This window comes from Amycolatopsis sp. FU40, assembly GCF_021903635.1.
GTDB lineage: Bacteria > Actinomycetota > Actinomycetes > Mycobacteriales > Pseudonocardiaceae > Amycolatopsis > Amycolatopsis dendrobii.
The window spans coordinates 9,515,294-9,532,579 of record NZ_CP091381.1; the positions used below are offsets into that span (position 1 = coordinate 9,515,294).

Annotated in this window: 18 protein-coding genes; 7 read left to right on the forward strand and 11 right to left on the reverse strand. The window is 68.5% G+C overall.

Annotated elements, in window-relative coordinates:
* Positions 1-53: 53 nt before the first annotated feature.
* The 11 genes from L3Q65_RS45055 to L3Q65_RS45105 form a co-directional block, all read right to left on the reverse strand.
* Positions 54-1,259: an MlaD family protein gene (locus L3Q65_RS45055; RefSeq protein WP_237598368.1), complete on the reverse strand. Its 1,206-nt coding sequence runs from the start codon at positions 1,257-1,259 to the stop codon at positions 54-56.
* A complete protein-coding gene (locus L3Q65_RS45060) occupies positions 1,259-2,311 on the reverse strand; it encodes an MCE family protein (protein ID WP_237598369.1) in 1,053 nt (350 codons plus the stop codon). The genes L3Q65_RS45055 and L3Q65_RS45060 overlap by 1 nt, the downstream gene beginning before the upstream one ends.
* Entirely contained in the window at positions 2,308-3,306 is a 999-nt protein-coding gene (locus L3Q65_RS45065) for an MCE family protein (RefSeq protein WP_237598370.1), read from the reverse strand. The genes L3Q65_RS45060 and L3Q65_RS45065 overlap by 4 nt, the downstream gene beginning before the upstream one ends.
* Positions 3,303-4,286, reverse strand: a complete 984-nt coding sequence (locus L3Q65_RS45070; protein WP_237598371.1) for an MCE family protein — start codon at positions 4,284-4,286, stop codon at positions 3,303-3,305. The genes L3Q65_RS45065 and L3Q65_RS45070 overlap by 4 nt, the downstream gene beginning before the upstream one ends.
* Positions 4,283-5,284 (reverse strand): MCE family protein, encoded by a 1,002-nt coding sequence (locus L3Q65_RS45075; protein WP_237598372.1) that lies wholly within the window; start codon positions 5,282-5,284, stop codon positions 4,283-4,285. The genes L3Q65_RS45070 and L3Q65_RS45075 overlap by 4 nt, the downstream gene beginning before the upstream one ends.
* Positions 5,281-6,522 (reverse strand): MCE family protein, encoded by a 1,242-nt coding sequence (locus L3Q65_RS45080; RefSeq protein WP_237598373.1) that lies wholly within the window; start codon positions 6,520-6,522, stop codon positions 5,281-5,283. Before L3Q65_RS45080 ends, L3Q65_RS45075 begins: the two co-directional genes overlap by 4 nt.
* Entirely contained in the window at positions 6,519-7,361 is an 843-nt protein-coding gene (locus L3Q65_RS45085; RefSeq protein ID WP_182892157.1) for an ABC transporter permease, read from the reverse strand. Before L3Q65_RS45085 ends, L3Q65_RS45080 begins: the two co-directional genes overlap by 4 nt.
* Positions 7,361-8,134, reverse strand: a complete 774-nt coding sequence (locus tag L3Q65_RS45090) for an ABC transporter permease (RefSeq protein ID WP_009074192.1) — start codon at positions 8,132-8,134, stop codon at positions 7,361-7,363. The genes L3Q65_RS45085 and L3Q65_RS45090 overlap by 1 nt, the downstream gene beginning before the upstream one ends.
* A 289-nt stretch (positions 8,135-8,423) precedes the next feature.
* Positions 8,424-9,227 (reverse strand): alpha/beta fold hydrolase, encoded by an 804-nt coding sequence (locus L3Q65_RS45095; protein WP_237598374.1) that lies wholly within the window; start codon positions 9,225-9,227, stop codon positions 8,424-8,426.
* Entirely contained in the window at positions 9,227-10,222 is a 996-nt protein-coding gene (locus L3Q65_RS45100; protein WP_237598375.1) for an LLM class flavin-dependent oxidoreductase, read from the reverse strand. Before L3Q65_RS45100 ends, L3Q65_RS45095 begins: the two co-directional genes overlap by 1 nt.
* An 85-nt stretch (positions 10,223-10,307) precedes the next feature.
* On the reverse strand, positions 10,308-12,431 hold the full coding sequence (locus tag L3Q65_RS45105) for an AAA family ATPase (RefSeq protein ID WP_182892154.1): 2,124 nt from the start codon (positions 12,429-12,431) through the stop codon (positions 10,308-10,310).
* A 125-nt stretch (positions 12,432-12,556) separates the two neighbouring features.
* Here L3Q65_RS45105 and rsmD point away from each other — a divergent pair, with 125 nt between their 5' ends.
* The 7 genes from rsmD to rnc all read left to right on the forward strand — a co-directional run bounded on the left by rsmD (position 12,557) and on the right by rnc (position 17,276).
* On the forward strand, positions 12,557-13,123 hold the full coding sequence (rsmD, locus tag L3Q65_RS45110) for a 16S rRNA (guanine(966)-N(2))-methyltransferase RsmD (protein WP_182892153.1): 567 nt from the start codon (positions 12,557-12,559) through the stop codon (positions 13,121-13,123).
* Positions 13,124-13,175: 52 nt separating this feature from the next.
* Positions 13,176-13,658: a pantetheine-phosphate adenylyltransferase gene (gene coaD / locus L3Q65_RS45115; RefSeq protein ID WP_182892152.1), complete on the forward strand. Its 483-nt coding sequence runs from the start codon at positions 13,176-13,178 to the stop codon at positions 13,656-13,658.
* A gap of 141 nt (positions 13,659-13,799) precedes the next feature.
* Positions 13,800-14,519: a ribonuclease domain-containing protein gene (locus L3Q65_RS45120; RefSeq protein WP_237598376.1), complete on the forward strand. Its 720-nt coding sequence runs from the start codon at positions 13,800-13,802 to the stop codon at positions 14,517-14,519.
* A gap of 153 nt (positions 14,520-14,672) precedes the next feature.
* Positions 14,673-15,398: a DivIVA domain-containing protein gene (locus tag L3Q65_RS45125; protein WP_182892150.1), complete on the forward strand. Its 726-nt coding sequence runs from the start codon at positions 14,673-14,675 to the stop codon at positions 15,396-15,398.
* A gap of 248 nt (positions 15,399-15,646) precedes the next feature.
* Positions 15,647-16,264 (forward strand): DUF177 domain-containing protein, encoded by a 618-nt coding sequence (locus L3Q65_RS45130; RefSeq protein WP_182892149.1) that lies wholly within the window; start codon positions 15,647-15,649, stop codon positions 16,262-16,264.
* 74 nt (positions 16,265-16,338) lie between these two features.
* Positions 16,339-16,521, forward strand: coding sequence for a 50S ribosomal protein L32 (gene rpmF / locus L3Q65_RS45135; protein ID WP_009074209.1), 183 nt, complete (start codon positions 16,339-16,341; stop codon positions 16,519-16,521).
* Positions 16,522-16,535: 14 nt separating this feature from the next.
* On the forward strand, positions 16,536-17,276 hold the full coding sequence (gene rnc / locus L3Q65_RS45140; RefSeq protein WP_182892148.1) for a ribonuclease III: 741 nt from the start codon (positions 16,536-16,538) through the stop codon (positions 17,274-17,276).
* Positions 17,277-17,286: the final 10 nt, after the last annotated feature.

Sequence of the window (17,286 nt, forward strand, 5' to 3'; positions counted from 1 at the left end):
CGGGTCAGGCTGCAGCGTGTCGTCACCGGAGGGAGCCTCATCCGGCAAGTCCCTCAGTTTCCCCGGCGTAGCCACAGCATCTCCTCCAGATCGGTCGACGTCGGAAGCCCCGCGACTGCCTCGGGGAAGCCGCCTGGCCGGGCTGGCTCCGGGACTCCGGGGTGGGGTGCGTTTTGCGCGCCGCGGACCGAGGACGGGTCTCCGGCGGGCAGGGTGCAGGCTGCGGCGGTGTTGAACGGGAGAACCGGCAGTTCGGCGCTGCTGCGGATCTTCGTGCTCTCGTACCCCTTCCGGCACGGCGGCGGGTCGAAGAACGTCAAGGCCAGTGACAGCCGTCCGCTGTCGGGGGTGATGGCCGAGGACGTCGCGGCTACGGTTTTCGGCAAGGTGACCAGCAGTTGTTCCAGGCCGTCGGTTCGGGCGCTGAAGACGTCGGCTGTCGTCAAGAGGTTTGCCATCAGGATGGGCAGGCCGGGGCTGGTGTCGCGCAGCAAGCCCGTTACCTGGGAAGCGGCTGGTGGGGCGGTGGCGATCAGCTGGCGCAGGTCACCGTCCGACGAAGCCAGTTGCGAGGCGAACAGACGGGCGTTTCGGCTGAAGTCGCGCCACGCGGTCGAGGACGCGGCTTGTGTTTTCAGGACTGTCGAGCCGTCGTCGATGAGTTTTGTTGTTTGCGGGAGGTGGGTGGAGGCGGAATCGGTGAAGGACCTCGCGGTGTCCATCAGCAGTTGCAGGTCTGGGCCGCTGCCCTGCAAAGCGTTGTCCAGTTCGTCGACCACGGTGCGCAGGTCTTCGGTCGGTACCGATGAGGTCAGCGAGTCCACATCGGACAGGAAGGTTTGCACGGGGAGGGGCAGGGCGGTGGCACTGCGGGGGATTACGCTGCCGTCCTCCAAAAAAGGGCCCTGGTCGGTGGTCGGTTGCAGGTCGACGTACTGCTCGCCGACGGCGGAGCGGTTCGCGACGATCGCGCGGGCGTTCGAAGGGATCTGCGGGGCGGCGGTGTCCAGCAACAGGTCCGCTTCCATCCCGCGCTCGGTCAGGCGCAGCGGGCCGATCCGGCCGACGGCCACGCCTCGGTAGGTGACTTCGCCGTTGGTGAAGATGCCGCCGCCTTCGGAAAGCTCCAGGTGCACGGTGTAGCTCCCGGCACCGAAAAGGCGCTTGATCCCGGCGTATTTCGCGCCGACGAACGAGGTCGCGGCCAGTGCGACTACCACGAAGGCGATGACCTGGATCCGGATCCGTCTGGTGAGCATCAGTTGCCTCCGGAAGGGGGAGGCAGCGTCGGGAGGCCTGGCGGGACGCCTTGGCCCGGCGGCGGCAGCGGGACACCGGCGCCGGGGGTGACCGTGGCGTAGACGTTCAGGTAGTCGCCCTTGATCGCGTCCAGTACGGGGTCGGTGAAGGGGAACGAGGGCAGGATTTCCAGCGCCTTGGGCAGGTTCTGACCCGCATCGGCCAGGCGGCGCAGGATGGGGGCGAGTGCGCGCAGGTCGGCGGCCAGGTCGTCGCGGCTCTTGTTCGTGACGTCAGTGGCCACTGTGGACAGCTGGTCAAGCGATTGCAGCATCGTCACCAGTTGCGGTCGCTGGTCGGTGAGGGTTTTCAGGCCCGGGGTCAGGTCGGTGAGGGCGTCGGCGATCTGCTGGTTTCGGTCGGCCAGCGACGCCGACAGGTGATTGAGGCCGTCCAGTGCGGCGGTGATGTCGTGGCGGTGGGCGTCGAGATTCGTCATCAGCTGGTTGACGCCGGAGAGGAAGCTGCGGATCTCCTCCTCGTTGCCGTCCATGGCTTTCGTCAGTTCGCGGTTGATCGTCTGCAGCTGACCGATGCCGCCGCCGTTGAGCAGCAGCGACAGCGCGCCGAAGATCTCCTCGAACTCCGGGTTGCGGTTGGTTCGCGACACCGGGATGACCGCCTTGTCTGCTAGCTGCCCGGAGGGCGACGCGACCGGCGCGGCCAGCTCCACGAACTTCTCGCCCAGCAGCGACGATTGCCGCAGCCGGGCGACGGCATTGGCGGGCAGGTGGACGTCGCCGTTTACCGCCAGGACGGTTTCGGCGGTCCAGCCGTCGGCGCCAAGGCGGATCGACTGGACGCGGCCGACCGGGACGTCGTCGACCTTCACCGCGGCCTGCGGGACCAGGTCCAGGACGTCGGCGAACTGGACGGTGACCTCGTACGGATGCGGGCCGAGGTCCGCACCTCCGGGCAATGGGAGGTCGTAGACGCCTCGGAAGCCGCCGGGTGCGGCGCAGCCGGCCAGCGTGCTGACCGCCAGCGCGAGGAAAAGCCGTCGTGCCTTCATCGGCCGCCTCCCGTCACGGTCGCGTCCGTCGCCGGGAGCGGCAGGTAATCCAGCAGGTCGGCACGGCCCTGCAGACGTCCGGTTTCCGGATCGATCGCGTTCAGCACGTTTTGTGCGGCCAGCGGGGCGACGTCCAAAGTTTCGGCCAGCGACGCGCGTTGGTCGACCAGCGTCTGCGTCGTCTTGGCGAGTTTGTCTACATTGGACTTGATCGCGGCCCGGTTGTCCCGGATGAAGCCCTGGACAGACGCCAGCGCGCTGCCGAGGGAGCGCAAGGCGCCGGACAGTTCGCCGCGGTTCTCGGCGAGGGTGGCCGACACCTTGGCCAATTGCTGGTTCACGTCCGCGACCTGGCGGTCGTTCGTGGCGAGCATGGTGGTGAACTTCTGCAACTCGTCGACCGTCCCGAACAGGTCCTCCGAGTTGCCCGCCAGCGTGCGGGCGAGGCGGGCGAAGTCGCGGACGGAGGTGTTGAACGCCTTGCCGTTGCCGTCCAGGTTCGCCGCGCCGGTGCGGAGGAGATCGGACAGCGCGCCGTGGGAGTTCGCGCCGTTCGGGCCGAGTGCTTTGCTCAGCGTGTCCAGGCTCGAATACAGCTGGTCCAGCTCCACCGGCGTGCCCGTGCGGGCGGTGCCGATGACCGCGCCGTCGGCTAAGCGCGGGCCGCCGCGGGCGAGTTTGCCCAGCTGGACATAGCGGTCGGCGACCACGCTCGGGGCGATGACCAGCGCGGTCGTGTCCGCGGCGACGGGGATGTGCGGATCTACCGATAAGTCGACACGAACCTGGCTGCCCTGCGGGAGAACCGCGGTGACCTCGCCGACCTTCACCCCGAGCACCCGGACGTCGGATCCGCTGTAGACACCGACGGCCCGGGAAAAGTACGCCGTGACGCGGTAGCGGCCGGATCCGGAGAACACCCACCACAAGACGCCGCAGATCACGAGGGCCATCACCAGCAAGAAGACGACGAAACGGTATGCGCGCGTGGTCATTTCGCGCCTCCCTTCGGCGGGGTGCACGGATCGCGGTTCTCCGGGAGAAGGCCGCACAGGTAGCTGTCGATCCAGCGGCCGTTGCCGGCGGTGTTGGTCAGCACGCGGAAGTACGGCCCGGCGAGCTTCAGGCTTTGCGCGAGGTTCGCGTCTTGGCGTCGCAGCAGGTCAGTCACCTGGTTGAGCTGCTGCAACGCCGGAGCGAGCTGCGCGGTGTTGTCCGAAACGAGCCCGGACAGCTGCTTCGCGAGCTGCTGGGTGCCGACGAGCAGCTGGTGGATCGCGTCACGGCGGTGGTCCAGTTCGGTGAGCAGCAGGTCGCCGTCCTTGACGAGTTTCTCGAAGTCGTCGTTCGAGTTGGCGATCGTGGTGGTCAGTTTGCGCGCGTTGGCCAGCAGCTCGGCGATCTCGTTGTCCCGCGAGGAGACCGTTTTCGACAGCGCGCTGAGCCCGTCCAGCGCGGTGCGGACGTGCTGTGGCGAGTTGCGGAAAGTGTCGCTGATCGTGGAGAAGCTGGTCGCGAGCTGCTTGGTGTCGATCGCGCCCGCGGTGTCGGCGAGGCCGTTGAACGCGTCGGTCACGTCGTACGGGGTCACCGTGCGGTCGCGGGGGATCGGCTGGTCCGGGTTCTGTTCCGCCCGTCCGGCCGGGTCCAGGGCAAGGAACTTCCGGCCCAGCAACGTTTTGATCTTGATCTGCGCCGACGTCCGGTTGCCGATCCAGGCGTTCTTGACGCGGAAGCTGACCAGCACGTGGTCGTCGTCCAGGTCCACTCGGGACACTTCGCCGACCTTGATCCCGGCGATCCGCACCTCGTCGTCCGCCTGCAGTCCGGCCGCCTCGGTGAATTCGGCCTGGTAGGTGGTGCCGCCGAGGAACGGCAGACGGTTGTAGTTCAGCGTGCCGGTGAGCACCGCGGCCAGCGCGAGGCTGCCGACGACCCCCAGCACGAGCGGATTGCGCTCCCGGAACGACTTCACGCGCCACACCTCGCCGCGGTCGGCGCCACCCCGCGCGGCGGCGAGGTTTCCAGGACGGCTTTGCACAGGTAGAAGTTCATCCACGAGCCGTACGACCCGAGCGTGCCGATGCGGTCCATCTTCTTGGGCAGCGTGGTCAGTGCCTTGTCCACGTCGGCCTCCCCCTTGTTCAGGTTCCGGGTCAGCGCGTCGAGACCGGAGATGCTGTCCTTGAGCCCGGGCCGGATCTCGGTGAGCAGCCCGCTGGTGGACTGCGTCAGCTCGGCAAGGCCGGAGACGGCGTCACCGATCGCGGTGCGGTCCTCGGCGAGCCCGGACACGAGCTGGCGCAGCGTCGACACGAGCGTCGCGAGCGAATCACCCTTGCCGTTCACGGTTTTCAGCACCGAGTTCAGGTTGCCGATCACCTTGCCGATGACCTGGTCGCGGCCGGCGAGCGTGCTCGTGAGCGATCCGGTGTGCTGCAGCAGTTCGGTCACCGTGCCGCCTTCTCCTTGCAGCACTTGGACGATCTCGCCGGACAGGTCGTTGACGTCCTTGGGCGAGAGCGCCTGGAAGAGCGGTTTGAAGCCGTTGAACAGGTCGGTCAGGTCGAGTGCCGGAGTCGTGCGGTCCAGCGGGATTTCGCCGCCGGACGGCAGCACCCCGGCCGGGTCGCGGGGGCGCTCCAGCGCGAGATAGCGCTGGCCGACCATGTTGCGGTACTTGATCACAGCGGTGACGTTGGCGGGCACTGTGCGGCCGTTCTCCAGCGAGAAGCTGACGTGCGCGCGGTTCTGGCCGACGACGTCGAGGCCCTCGATCTGCCCGACCTTCACCCCGGAGATCCGCACGTCGTCGCCGACATTCAACGCGGTGGCGTCGACGAAAGTGGCGCCGTAGCGCTGGCTCCCGCCGACCGAACCGCCGGTGATCGACAACGCGAGAATGACCGTCGCGAGCACGGTGACCAGGATGAAGATCAGGCTTTTGACCAGGGGAGCGGCAAGGTTTCTCACTTCGCCGTCACCTCCGTTCCGCGATAAAGCGGGCCGACGAGCACACTGCTCCACATCGGCACGTCAGCGGTCGAAACGCCCAGCGAAGGCGCGATCAGCGGGGCCAGGAACTGCTGCTCCTGCGGGGAATTCGCGATACCGAGGTCTCCGGTCGACGGCACGGTCGCCGGAGTGCCGGCGGTCGGCGTCACGCCGCTCGGGTAGCAGCGCGGGCCGGTTTTCTCGGTGTACGCCGGATCGTCCCTGCCCGGCACGTATTTTCCGCGCGACTTGGACACGGTGACCTCGACGTGCAGCCCGGGTTCCTTCGTTCCCGCGCCGAGGACCCGGTCCATCGACGGTTTCAAGTCGGTGAGCGCCTGTAGAGTGCAAGGGAAGCTGGGGGAGTACTTGGCACCGATTTCGAGCGGACGGCGGCTGTCCGCGGACAACGCGATGATGTTGTTCCGGTTCTGCCGCAGGAACGTCGTGAGGTCCCGCGACGACGTGGTGACCTGCTGATACAGCGAGCCGAGGTCGGTTCGTTTCGCGCTGATCGTGCCGAGGGTGACCGACGAATCGGTGAGCGCGTCGAGCAGATCTGGTGCGATGTCGCCGTACATCCGGGTGACGGTGGCGAGGTCGCGCACGTTTCGGTCCAGCTGCGGCAGGTTCGGGTTGAACCGCCGGAGGTAGTCCGACGCGGTAGCCAGCGTCTGGCCCAGCTGTGCGCCGCGGCCTTGCAGTGCGGTGGAAACCGCGGTCAGCGTGGTCGCCAGTTTCTGCGGCTGCACGGCCTTCAGCACCGGGAGCAGGTTGTCGAAGACGCGCTCCAGTTCGATCGCGTTCGCCGACCGGTCCTGCGAGATCACGTCTCCGGCCTGCAAGGGACGCTTCCGTCCAGTGTCCGGAATGGACAGTTGGACGTACCGTTCGCCGAAGAGGGTCTTCGGCACCAGCAACGCGGAGACGTTGACCGGCAGCCATTTCACCTGCTCCGGGTCCAGCGCCAGCGAGATCTCCGCGCCGCCGCGGATCGCGTGCACGCCCCGGATCTCGCCGACCACGACGCCGCGCGCCTTCACCTGCCCGCCCGCGCGCAGCTGGTTGCCGACGCGGTCGGCCCGCAGCGTCACCGGGACCGTGGTGGTGAAGTCCTTGTTGTAGATCTTCACCGTGAGCAGCACGAACGCCGACAGCGCCGCCAGGAACAGCACCCCGGCGGTGCGGACTCCGGTCTTGTGCCAGCGCCGGTTCATCCGGCCACCTGCACGGTCGTGGTCGCGCCCCAAATTGCGAGGCTGAGGAAGAAGTCCAGCACGCTGATCGCGACGATCGCCGTCCGCACTGCCCGACCCACCGCGACACCGACACCAGCTGGTCCGCCGCTCGCGCGGAAGCCGTAGTAGCAATGCGCGAGCACCACGACGACGCTGAAGATCAGCACTTTCCCGAACGACCACAGCACGTCGCCAGGCGGCAGGAACAACAGGAAGTAATGGTCGTAGGTGCCCGCGGATTGCCCGAACCCCCACACCGTGACCTGCCGCGACGCGAGATACGACGACAACAGCCCCACCGCGTACAGCGGAATCACCGCGATGAAGCCGGCGATCACCCGCGTGGTCACCAGATACGGCACGCTCGGGATGCCCATCACTTCGAGCGCGTCGATCTCCTCCGAGATCCGCATCGCGCCCAGTTGCGCGGTGAACCCGCAGCCGACCGTCGCGGACAACGCCAGCCCGGCCACCAGCGGCGCGATCTCGCGCGTGTTGAAGTACGCCGAAATGAACCCGGCGAACGCCGACGTGCCCACCTGGTTCAGCGCCGAATATCCTTGCAGCCCCACGACAGTCCCGGTCGCGACGGTCATCCCGACCATCACGCCGATGGTCCCGCCGATCACCGCCAGCGCGCCGCTGCCGAAGCTCACCTCGGCCAGCAGCCGGACGATCTCGCGCAGGTACCGGCGCACCGCGCGCGGCACCCAGCCGAGCGCGCGCAGGAAAAACAGGATCTGGTCGCCGAGAGTGTCGAGGAAGCTCAGCCTGCGGTCGATGGCTTCGAGCACGCGCGTCGGAGTCGGGGTGGCCATCAGCTTCCCTTCGGCGGCACGAGCTGGAGGTACACCGTGGTGAGGATCAGGTTCAGCACGAACAGCAGCAGGAACGTGATCACGACGGACTGGTTCACCGCGTCGCCGACGCCCTTCGGCCCGCCGCGCGGGTTCAGGCCCCGATACGACGCGACGACCGCGGCGACAAACCCGAACAGCAGTGCCTTGATTTCGCTGATCCACAGGTCCGGCAGTTGCGCGAGCGCCGAGAAACTCGCCAGGTACGCACCAGGAGTGCCGCCCTGCATGATCACGTTGAAGAAGTAGCCGCCGAGGACCCCGACCACGCTGACCATGCCGTTGAGGAACACCGCGACACCCATCGCGGCCAGCACCCGCGGCACGATCAGCCGCTGGATCGGCGAAACCCCCAGCACCTCCATCGCGTCGATTTCCTCGCGGATGGTGCGCGAACCGAGGTCGGCGCACATCGCGCTGCCGCCCGCGCCCGCGATCAGCAGCGCGGTCACGATCGGGCTGGCCTGCTGGATGATCGCGAGCACGCTCGCCGCGCCGGTGAACGACTGCGCGCCGATCTGCGTGGTCAGCGACCCGATGTGCAGCGCGATCACCGCGCCGAACGGGATCGACACCAGCGCGGTCGGCAGGATCGACACGCTCGCGATGAACCAGAACTGCTGGACGAGTTCACGGAACTGAAACGGGCGGCGGAACGTCAGCCGGACGACGTCGAGCCCCAGTGCGTAAAGCCGGCCGGTCTGGTGCAGTGCCGCGGCGCCGGGAAACGCCATCGCCCGACCTCCCAGCAATTTCCGGGCACGGCGGAATGCCCGCCGAACGTCCGTTCCGGTGCTGATCCGTTTGGCGGACCGAGCCGGAACCCTGACGTGCGCGGGATTACCGTGCGGTTTCGTTACTGGTCAGTACGCTAACGAGGGCCCTGCCCGCAGACAAGAACTTGCCCCGTCCCGCGGGGTCACGGCGTCATAACCGCCGAATTCTTGTGCGGTTGTGACAACTGTGCGGAATGCGGTTGTCAATGCGGGAAAATAAATACCGGTGCGGCGGTTTCCGGATATTTCAGCGAGCGAGCCAGCGGTGCAGCGAAGCGGTCAGCGCCTCGGGTGCGTCGAGCTGGATCAGGTGTCCGGCCGAACGGACCAATTCCAGTCCGGCGCCCGGGATCGTCCCGGCGAGCCGGTGGGCGCGGTCGACCGGGATCCAGGCGTCCTCGGTGCCCCACACCACGAGCGTGGGCACGCTGACGTCGCGGTAGCGCGGCTCGATTTCGTCGGTGTACCGCTGATCGGCCTGCGCGATCTGCCGGTAAAAGGCGGCCTGCCCAGTCGCACCGAGCCAAGGCGCGACGAGCATGTCGTGCGCTTCGGCGGACAACGGACGATGCGCGGCACCCGCGATGTACTCCCGCACCAGCGCTTCGTGCAGATTCGGCGGCAGTTGCGCGAACACGGCCGCGTTCTCCGCCACCAGACGGAAGAACTCCGAACCCCACGGGGCCAACGCGACGACGTCCACCAGCGCGAGCGACCGGTAAGCCGCGCCGTGCAACAGAAACGCGCGCAGGCTGACCGCGCCGCCGTAGTCGTGCGCCACCACGTCCGGCTCTTCGAGGCCCCAGTGGTCCAGCAGCGCGGCGAACGTCTCGCCCTGCGCGGCCAGTGAAACGTCCTGGCCTTCGGCCATCGTGGAACTGCCGTATCCCGGCATGTCCCACAGGTACACGGTGAAGTCCGGCGCGAACGTCGACGCGATCGGCTCCCACAGCTTCGACGACCACGGCGTGCCGTGGCAGAACACGAGCGGCGGCCCCGAACCCTGCCGGGACCACCGCACCTGCTGCCCGTGCCAGTCGAAGACCTCCATCAACGCTTCAGGTCCGCGACGATCTCGTACGAGTGCACGCGGTCCTCGTGGCCGTGCACCATGGTGGTGATCATCAGCTCGTTGGCATCAGTGTCGGCCAGCAGCTGGTCCAGTCCCTTCCGGACACTCTCCGGCCCGCCGACGATGCTCGACCCGAACCGCTCGGCGAGGAACGCGCGGTCCATTTCGGTGTACGGGTACTCGGCGGCATCCTCCGGCGTCGGCAGCGCGATCGGGCGGCCGCGGCGCAGGCTCAGGAAGGTCAGCCCGCTCGGCCCGGCCAGGTACTCCGCGCGCTCGTCGGTCTCGGCGGCGATCACCTGCACGCCCAGCATCACGTAGGGCTCGGAAAGCACCTCGGACGGACGGAAGTTCTCGCGGTACAGCCGCACCGCGGGCAGCGTGTTCTCGGCGGCGAAGTGGTGCGCGAAGGAGAACGGCAGCCCCAGCCGTCCGGCCAGTTGCGCGCTGAAGCCGGACGAGCCCAGCAGCCACACGGGCGGCTTGTTGCCCTCGGCGGTGACCGCGTTGACGCCGCGCGCCGCGTCCGGCTCGAAGTAACTGATGAGCTCCATCAGGTGCTCGGGGAAGTTCTCCGCGGACAGCCCGCCCGGCCCGCGCAGCGCGAGCGCGGTGCGCTGGTCGGTGCCCGGCGCGCGGCCGATGCCCAGGTCGATCCGGCCCGGGTGGAACGCCTCCAGCGTGCCGAACTGCTCGGCCACCACGAGCGGCGCGTGGTTCGGCAGCATGATCCCGCCGGAGCCGACGCGGATGCTCTCGGTGGCGTCCGCGACGTGCCCGATCAGCACCGCCGTGGCCGAACTGGCGATGCCCGGCATGTTGTGGTGCTCGGCGAGCCAGTACCGGTGATAGCCCAGCCGTTCGGCATTGCGGGCGAGATCGAGCGTATTGCGCAGCGCCTCGCCGACCCCCTTCCCTTCGGAAACGGGGGAGAGGTCGAGCACGGACAGCGGTACGTCAGGCAAGGAGGTCACGTAAGGGCGTAACGCACGGGGCGGCGGTTCCCTTCCCGGTCACTGTCTCGTGAGTGGCGATCACGGTTCTAACCGCGATCGCCACTCACGAGGCAGGCAGCCAGTCCGGGTCCGAGGCGAGCACGATCAGCTGCTGGGTCGCCCGGGTGAGCGCGACGTACAGCACGCGCCGCCCGGTCGAGGACTCGGTGACCAGGTCCATCGGCTCGACCAGCACCACCGCGTCGTATTCGAGGCCCTTCGAATCGAGGGACCCGACGACCTTCAGCCGCTCGTCGGCCTGCCCGGAGAGCCAGCCCTCGACCTCTTCGACGCGGTCCATGGCGGTGATCACCCCGACCGTGCCCTCGACCGCGCCGAGCAGTTCCTTCGCCGCGCTCTGCGTCGCCGTCGCCAGCGCCGCCTGGTCGACCGGCCGCACCTCCGGCTCGATTCCGGTAGTGCGCACGGCCTTGGGCAGTTCGTCGGCCTGCGCGTGGCCCGCCACGACCTTCGCCGCCAGGTCGAAGATCTCCGCCGAGTTCCGGTAGTTCGTCCGGAGCGTGAAGCGCCGCCGCGTGGTCTTCACGCCGAACGCCTGGTCGCGCGCCTGCGCCGCCTCGTCGGGATCCGGCCACGAACTCTGCACCGGGTCGCCCACGACCGTCCAGCTCGCGTACTTGCCGCGACGGCCGATCATCCGCCACTGCATCGGCGAAAGGTCCTGCGATTCGTCGACGACCACGTGCGAGTACTCGTCGTAGTGCTCCGGACGATGCGGCGCGCCGCCGGAACTGCCGCGCTCCGGAGCCACCTCGACCACGGTCTGCCGGCGGCGGCGCTTCGGCTCCGGACCGACCAGCACGCGCAACTCGTCCAGCAACGCGACGTCGGCGACCGACCAGCCGCGCGAACGATCCGCGAAATCGGCTGACAGCAGGCTGATCTCGTTCCGGTTCAGGATGCCCTTGGACGCGGCGGCCATCCGCTTCTCGGTGCCCAGCCACTTGAGCACCTGTGCCGGATACAGCACCGGCCACCACACCACGAGGAAGCGGTGGAAGTCGATGCGCTCGCCGAGATCGTTGATCAGCTCCGCGCGGTCGATCTCCTTGCCGTCCGCCTTCGCGTACTCCTCGGCCTTGTCCGCGAGCGCGGCCAGAAGCAGCTCTGCCACGCGTACGCGCGACCGGTTCGGCGGCGCGCCCTGCGTGTGCGCCTTGCGCCGTACCTTGTCCAACTCGCGCGCGGTCAGCTTCAGGACTTCGCCGCGATAAACGATCTTCAGCTCCGTCGGCGCTTCGGGCGGGGTGTCGCGCAACGCGCGCAGAAGCACCTTTCGCATCCGCAGCGAACCCTTGATCGCAGCCAGTGCGGCTGTGTCCTGTCGCGTCGCTTCGAGACCGTCGAGCACTTCGCCGAGCGCGCGCAGCTCTACGTTCGTTTCGCCCATCGACGGCAGCACTCGCGAGATGTACGTGGTGAAGACGCCCGAAGGACCGATCACGAGAACGCCCGCGCCGCCGAGCTGACGGCGGTGCCGGTACAGCAGGTACGCGGCACGGTGCAGCGCGACGGCCGTCTTGCCGGTGCCCGGACCGCCGGTGATTTCGGTGACGCCGCGCCACGGCGCGCGGATGACCTCGTCCTGTTCCTTCTGGATCGTGGCCACGATGTCGCGCATCTTCTCGCCGCGCGAACGGCCGAGCGCGGCCATCAGCGCGCCCTCGCCGACGATCTGCATGTCCTCGGGCACGGCGTCGGCGATCAGCACGTCGTCGTCCACGTCCAGCACCGTCTGCCCGGAGCAGCGGATCACCCGGCGGCGCACGACGTCCATCGGCTCTTCGGCGGTGGCCTGGTAGAAGGCGGCGGCCGCGGGCGCGCGCCAGTCGGTGACCAGGTTGTCGAACTCGGTGTCGCGGATGCCGAGACGGCCGACGTAGATGTGCTCGCGGTCGAGGTGGTCGAGCCTGCCGAAGACCAGGCCCTCGTACTCGGCGTCGAGCGTCTGCAGGGTCTGGTTCGCGTGGTAGACCATCATGTCGCGCTCGAACAGCATCGACGCCTGCTCGAAGATCGCTTCGCGCTGTGCGCCTTGGCCCAGCTCGTAGCCCTTGGCCCGCATCGCCTCGGCCTGGGTCCGCAGCTCGGCGAGCCGCGTGTAGACCCGGTCGACGTGTGCCTGCTCGACGGCGATCTCAGCCCGTCTCACCCGGGGTTCCGACACGCAACGCTCCCTTGAACTCCATCAACGCGCCTCTGGAGGGCGAAGGACGACTCTACGCGCCCGCGCGCGCGGGTTCGGCAAGTCCTGCCCAACGCCACATCGCGACCTTGGGCGAAGATGGCCGGGTGACGAGGATCGTGGCGGGGAAGGCGGGCGGACGGCGGCTGAAGGTGCCGCCCAAAGGCACCCGCCCGACGTCGGAGCGGGTGCGGGAAGCACTGTTCAACGCCCTCGAAGTGGCCGGTGAGCTGGACGGTGCCCGCGTGCTCGACCTCTACGCCGGCTCGGGTGCGCTCGGTCTCGAAGCGCTTTCGCGCGGTGCCGCGGACGCGTGGTTCGTGGAGGCCGACCGCCGGGCGGCAGACGTGCTTCGCGGCAACGTCGCCGATTTACGGCTAGGCGGCACGGTGCGAGCCGGGCAAGTGGAGACAGTGGTCGCTGCGCCTGCGACGGCGCAATTCGACGTGGTGCTCGCAGATCCGCCGTACGCAGTCGACGCTGCTTCCCTGGGCACTGTGCTTGCTTCGCTACACAGTGGTGGCTGGCTCGCCGAAGGCGCGTTGGCCGTGATCGAACGTGCCGCGCGCGACGGTGCTCCGGACTGGCCGTCGACTTTCAAGCCGCTTCGCGACAAGCGTTACGGCGACACGGCGCTGTACTGGGCTGAGTACGACAGCTCATCTGAGGTGTGACGCAGTCGTCACGAGAGCGCGCGCGACGGCGCGGCTTGATAGCGTCCGCGCCATGCGGCGTGCGGTCTGTCCCGGTTCTTACGATCCGGCCACCAACGGACATCTCGACATCATCGAGCGGGCTTCGGTGCTCTTCGACGAGGTTGTCGTCGCGGTGGGGGTGAACAAGAGCAAGAAGGGCCTCTTCAGCGTCGAGGAACGCATGGAGATCCTGCGCGAGATCACCGCGAAACTGCCGAACGTGCGCGTCGATTCGTGGCAGGGCCTGCTCGTGGACTACTGCCGCGATAACGACATCGCCGCGGTCGCGAAGGGCCTGCGTTCGGTCAGCGACTTCGACTACGAACTGCAGATGGCCCAGATGAACCGCGAGCTCACCGGGCTCGAAACGCTGCTGATGGCCAACAACCCGGCCTACGGCTTCGTGTCGAGCTCGCTGGTCAAGGAGATCGCGGCGCTCGGCGGCGACATCGAGAACCTGGTGCCGCCGGTGGTGTACGAACGCCTCGTCGCGGTCTACGCCAAACAGGACTGAGCACCGCGTCCGGCCGGAAGGCCAGTCCAGCGGCCGATTTAGCCTGAACGGATTACTGCCTTCGTCGGGACTTCGGCCGCGGCCCGAAGCTGTTCACCTCGCGTCATTCTGCAGACCACCCGTCCGGGTTACCGTCCGAAAATGACCAACAACCGCAGCCGCATAGTCGGTGTCCTTTTCGCACTGCTGGTCGGTTTCCTGGGGTTCGGCACGGCCGCGGAGGCCGTCCCGCTGTCCCCGGCGGCTCCGGCGTCCGTGCAGCCGAAGCAGAACTCCTGTGGGGATCTGTCCGGTTTCACGCACGTCAAGCTGTCGGCGCTGCCCGCGCAGGCGACTGACACCTACAAGCTCATCCAGACGAACGGGCCGTTCCCGTACCCGAAGAACGACGGCGTCGTCTTCACCAACCGCGAGGGGATCCTGCCCTCCTGCGCGTCGAGCTACTACCACGAGTACACCGTGCCCACGCCCGGTTCGAGCACCCGCGGCACCCGCCGGATCGTGACCGGCCAGGGCGGCGAGTACTTCTACACCGGCGACCACTACGAGTCCTTCCAGGTCATCGACATCGACGGCGGCAGCACGCCGACGAAGTGCGGCGACCTGTCGAAGCTGAGCCCGGTCGGCTACTCGACGCTGTCCGACGACGCCAAGCAGGTCGTCGACGGCGTGCGCGCCGGCACCCTCAACGACGGCACGACGTACGAGAACCGCGAGGGCGTCCTGCCCGCGTGCGACGCCGGCTACTACACGCTCTACGACGTCGGCTCGGAAGACCGCGTGATCTCCGGCAAGGGCGGCGAGCTCGTCTACACGCCGGACCACTACGCCACCTTCCAGAAGATCGATCTGAACGGCTGAGCACGGTTCGCCGGGGCGGTCCCACCGGCGGGTGAGACCGCCCCTTCCGGCACACATCAGGACACGCCCGGTCGGGTGCTCGTTCACCGGTTCAGGCTGCGAAGCGGGCAGACTGGAAGCCAGTGATCGGGGAAACTGCTTGAGGGAGTGGCCGTGTACCGGGTTTTCGAGGCACTCGACGAGCTCGTCACGATCGTCGAAGAGGCCCGTGGGGTTCCCATGACGTCCAGCTGCGTGGTGCCCCGCGGCGACGTCCTCGAGCTGCTCGACGACGTCCGCGACGCGCTTCCCGGCGAAGTGGACGACGCGCAGGACGTGCTCGACAAGCGCGACGACCTGCTGCTCGCCGCGCGCAAAGAGGCGGGGGAGACCGTCGCGAGCGCGAACGAGGAAGCCGAGCGGACGGTGTCGGACGCCACGTCCGAGGCCGAGCGCATCCTCGCCGACGCGCGCGCCCGCGCGGAGCAGATGCTGGGCGACGCGCACAACGAGGCCGAGCGCATGGTCGCGGGCGGGCAGGCCGAGTACCAGAACCTCACCGAACGGTCCCGCGCCGAATCCGAGCGGATGATCCAGGCCGGCCGCGACGCCTACGACCGCGCGATCGAGGACGCCCGCGCCGAACAGGCCCGGCTCGTCTCGCAGACCGAGGTCGTGCAGGCCGCGCACGCCGAATCCGCGCGGATCGTCGACGAGGCGCACGCCGAAGCCGACCGCCAGCGCGCCGACTGCGACGCGTACGTGGACGGAAAACTGGCCGAGTTCTCCGAGCTGCTGGCCACCACGCTGCGCACTGTCGACTCGGGCCGCAACCACCTGCGCTCGCCCTCGACCGGGCACGGCGGCGGCCGCTCGACGCTGTACGACTACCAGGTCTGAGTTCCCGCCTCGCAGCCGGGCGCGAGGCCGCACACCACAGCTACTGAGAAAACCCCAATGTGGCATTGGGTGCGTCAGATGCACCCAATGCCACATTGGGGCGCATGACCCGCCGCGCACGCGCCGCGCATCCGGTACCGCCCGGCACTGTGGCCCCGCGGGTGCCGGTCACGGTTCCGGCCGCGTCGGCACTCGCCAGGTCCGGCCACCTCCAACGCGGTTGCGAGGGCTGCGTACGCTGGTAGGCGATGTCCGAAAACCCTGCCCAGAACCCCCGCCCCGCGCAACTCGACGACCGCAGCCCGTGGGTGGTCGACACCCGTGAGCTCGGCCGCCGCGCGGGACTCAGCCGGGAGCTGCGCCGCAGCGCGCCCGTGCCGACCTCGCTCGGCGTGCCCGGCGTGCTCGAAATCCGCGAAGGCGAGCCGGTCGAGCTCGACCTGATGCTCGAGTCCGTCGTCGAGGGCGTCCTCGTCACCGGCACCGCCGCGGCGGTCGCCACCGGCGAGTGCTCGCGCTGCCTCGACCCGGTCACCGAGAACGTCGAGGTCGACCTCACCGAGCTGTTCGCCTACCCGGGCTCGGCCACCGAGGAGACCACCGACGAGGACGAGATCCCTCGCCTGGTCGACGACCGGATCGACCTCGAGCCGACCGTCCGCGACGCCGTGGTGCTGGCGCTTCCGCTCGCCCCGCTGTGCCGCGAGGACTGCCCGGGACTGTGCATCGAATGCGGCGTCAAGTGGGCCGATCTCGAGCCCGGACACGGGCATGAGAAGATAGACCCTCGGTGGGCCGCGCTGGTCGAGCGATTCGACGAGAACGCGGGCGAAAAGCCTGCGCACGGCTCCGGAGAGCAAGCCTGACGAGCGTCCAGCTCGATCCGGGAGAAGTAAGTTCGCTCGCATCCGCGAGCAGACCGTTTGAAGGAGATCTACTCGTGGCCGTCCCGAAGCGGAAGATGTCGCGATCCAACACGCGCTCCCGCCGCAGCCAGTGGAAGGCGGCTCCGGTTCAGCTGGTGCCCTGCTCCAACCGCGCCTGCCGCCAGCCGAAAATCCAGCACGTCGCTTGCCCGGCTTGCGGCCAGCACAACGGCCGCCAGGTCGTCGAGCCCGCCTGAGCGGGCAGCCGACCATGGGGGGTAAGCCCGTCGGAGGACCCGCGGCCGATCCCGCATCGTTGCTCGAGGCGCTCGGGGTCGTTCTCGACCCCGAGCTGCTCCGTCTTTCGCTCACCCACCGCTCGTACGCGTACGAGCACGGCGGCCTGCCGCCGAACGAGCGACTGGAGTTCCTCGGAGACGCGGTGCTCGGCCTCGTCGTCACCGACCACCTCTACACCACCCACCCCGACCTGCCCGAGGGGCAGCTCGCGAAGCTGCGCGCCAGCGTCGTCAACATGCACGCGCTGGCCGGCGTCGCGCGCGGGCTCGGCGAGGGCGGGCTCGGGGCGCATCTGCTGCTGGGCAAGGGCGAAGAGCTCACCGGCGGCCGGGACAAGGCGAGCATCCTCGCCGACGGTCTCGAAGCCGTCATCGGCGCCACGTACCTCGCGCACGGCATCGAGGTCGCGCGCAAGCTCGTGCACCACCTCTTCGACGGGTTGCTGGCCGAGGCTCCGCTGCGCGGGGCAGGCCTCGACTGGAAGACCAGTCTGCAGGAGCTGACCGCCTCCGGGGGACTCGGCGTGCCCGAGTACCGCGTCGAGGACAGCGGTCCCGACCACCGCAAGGAATTCACCGCCACCGTGCTGGTGGCGGGCCGCGCGCTGGGCGAAGGCAACGGCACCACGAAGAAGGAAGCCGAGCAGAAGGCCGCGGAGACCGCTTGGCGGGCCCTGTCGGAGGAACTCGGCACGGGCGACGACGCGAGCTGACGCGTTTTCA

Coding starts and splice junctions, on each gene's coding strand:
- L3Q65_RS45055 (WP_237598368.1), bottom strand. CDS start 1,259: ATGCTCACCAGACGGATCCGGATCCAGGTCATCGCCTTCGTGGTAGTC.
- L3Q65_RS45060 (WP_237598369.1), bottom strand. CDS start 2,311: ATGAAGGCACGACGGCTTTTCCTCGCGCTGGCGGTCAGCACGCTGGCC.
- L3Q65_RS45065 (WP_237598370.1), bottom strand. CDS start 3,306: ATGACCACGCGCGCATACCGTTTCGTCGTCTTCTTGCTGGTGATGGCC.
- L3Q65_RS45080 (WP_237598373.1), bottom strand. CDS start 6,522: ATGAACCGGCGCTGGCACAAGACCGGAGTCCGCACCGCCGGGGTGCTG.
- L3Q65_RS45085 (WP_182892157.1), bottom strand. CDS start 7,361: ATGGCCACCCCGACTCCGACGCGCGTGCTCGAAGCCATCGACCGCAGG.
- L3Q65_RS45090 (WP_009074192.1), bottom strand. CDS start 8,134: ATGGCGTTTCCCGGCGCCGCGGCACTGCACCAGACCGGCCGGCTTTAC.
- L3Q65_RS45095 (WP_237598374.1), bottom strand. CDS start 9,227: ATGGAGGTCTTCGACTGGCACGGGCAGCAGGTGCGGTGGTCCCGGCAG.
- coaD (WP_182892152.1), top strand. CDS start 13,176: ATGCGGCGTGCGGTCTGTCCCGGTTCTTACGATCCGGCCACCAACGGA.
- L3Q65_RS45120 (WP_237598376.1), top strand. CDS start 13,800: ATGACCAACAACCGCAGCCGCATAGTCGGTGTCCTTTTCGCACTGCTG.
- L3Q65_RS45130 (WP_182892149.1), top strand. CDS start 15,647: ATGTCCGAAAACCCTGCCCAGAACCCCCGCCCCGCGCAACTCGACGAC.
- rnc (WP_182892148.1), top strand. CDS start 16,536: ATGGGGGGTAAGCCCGTCGGAGGACCCGCGGCCGATCCCGCATCGTTG.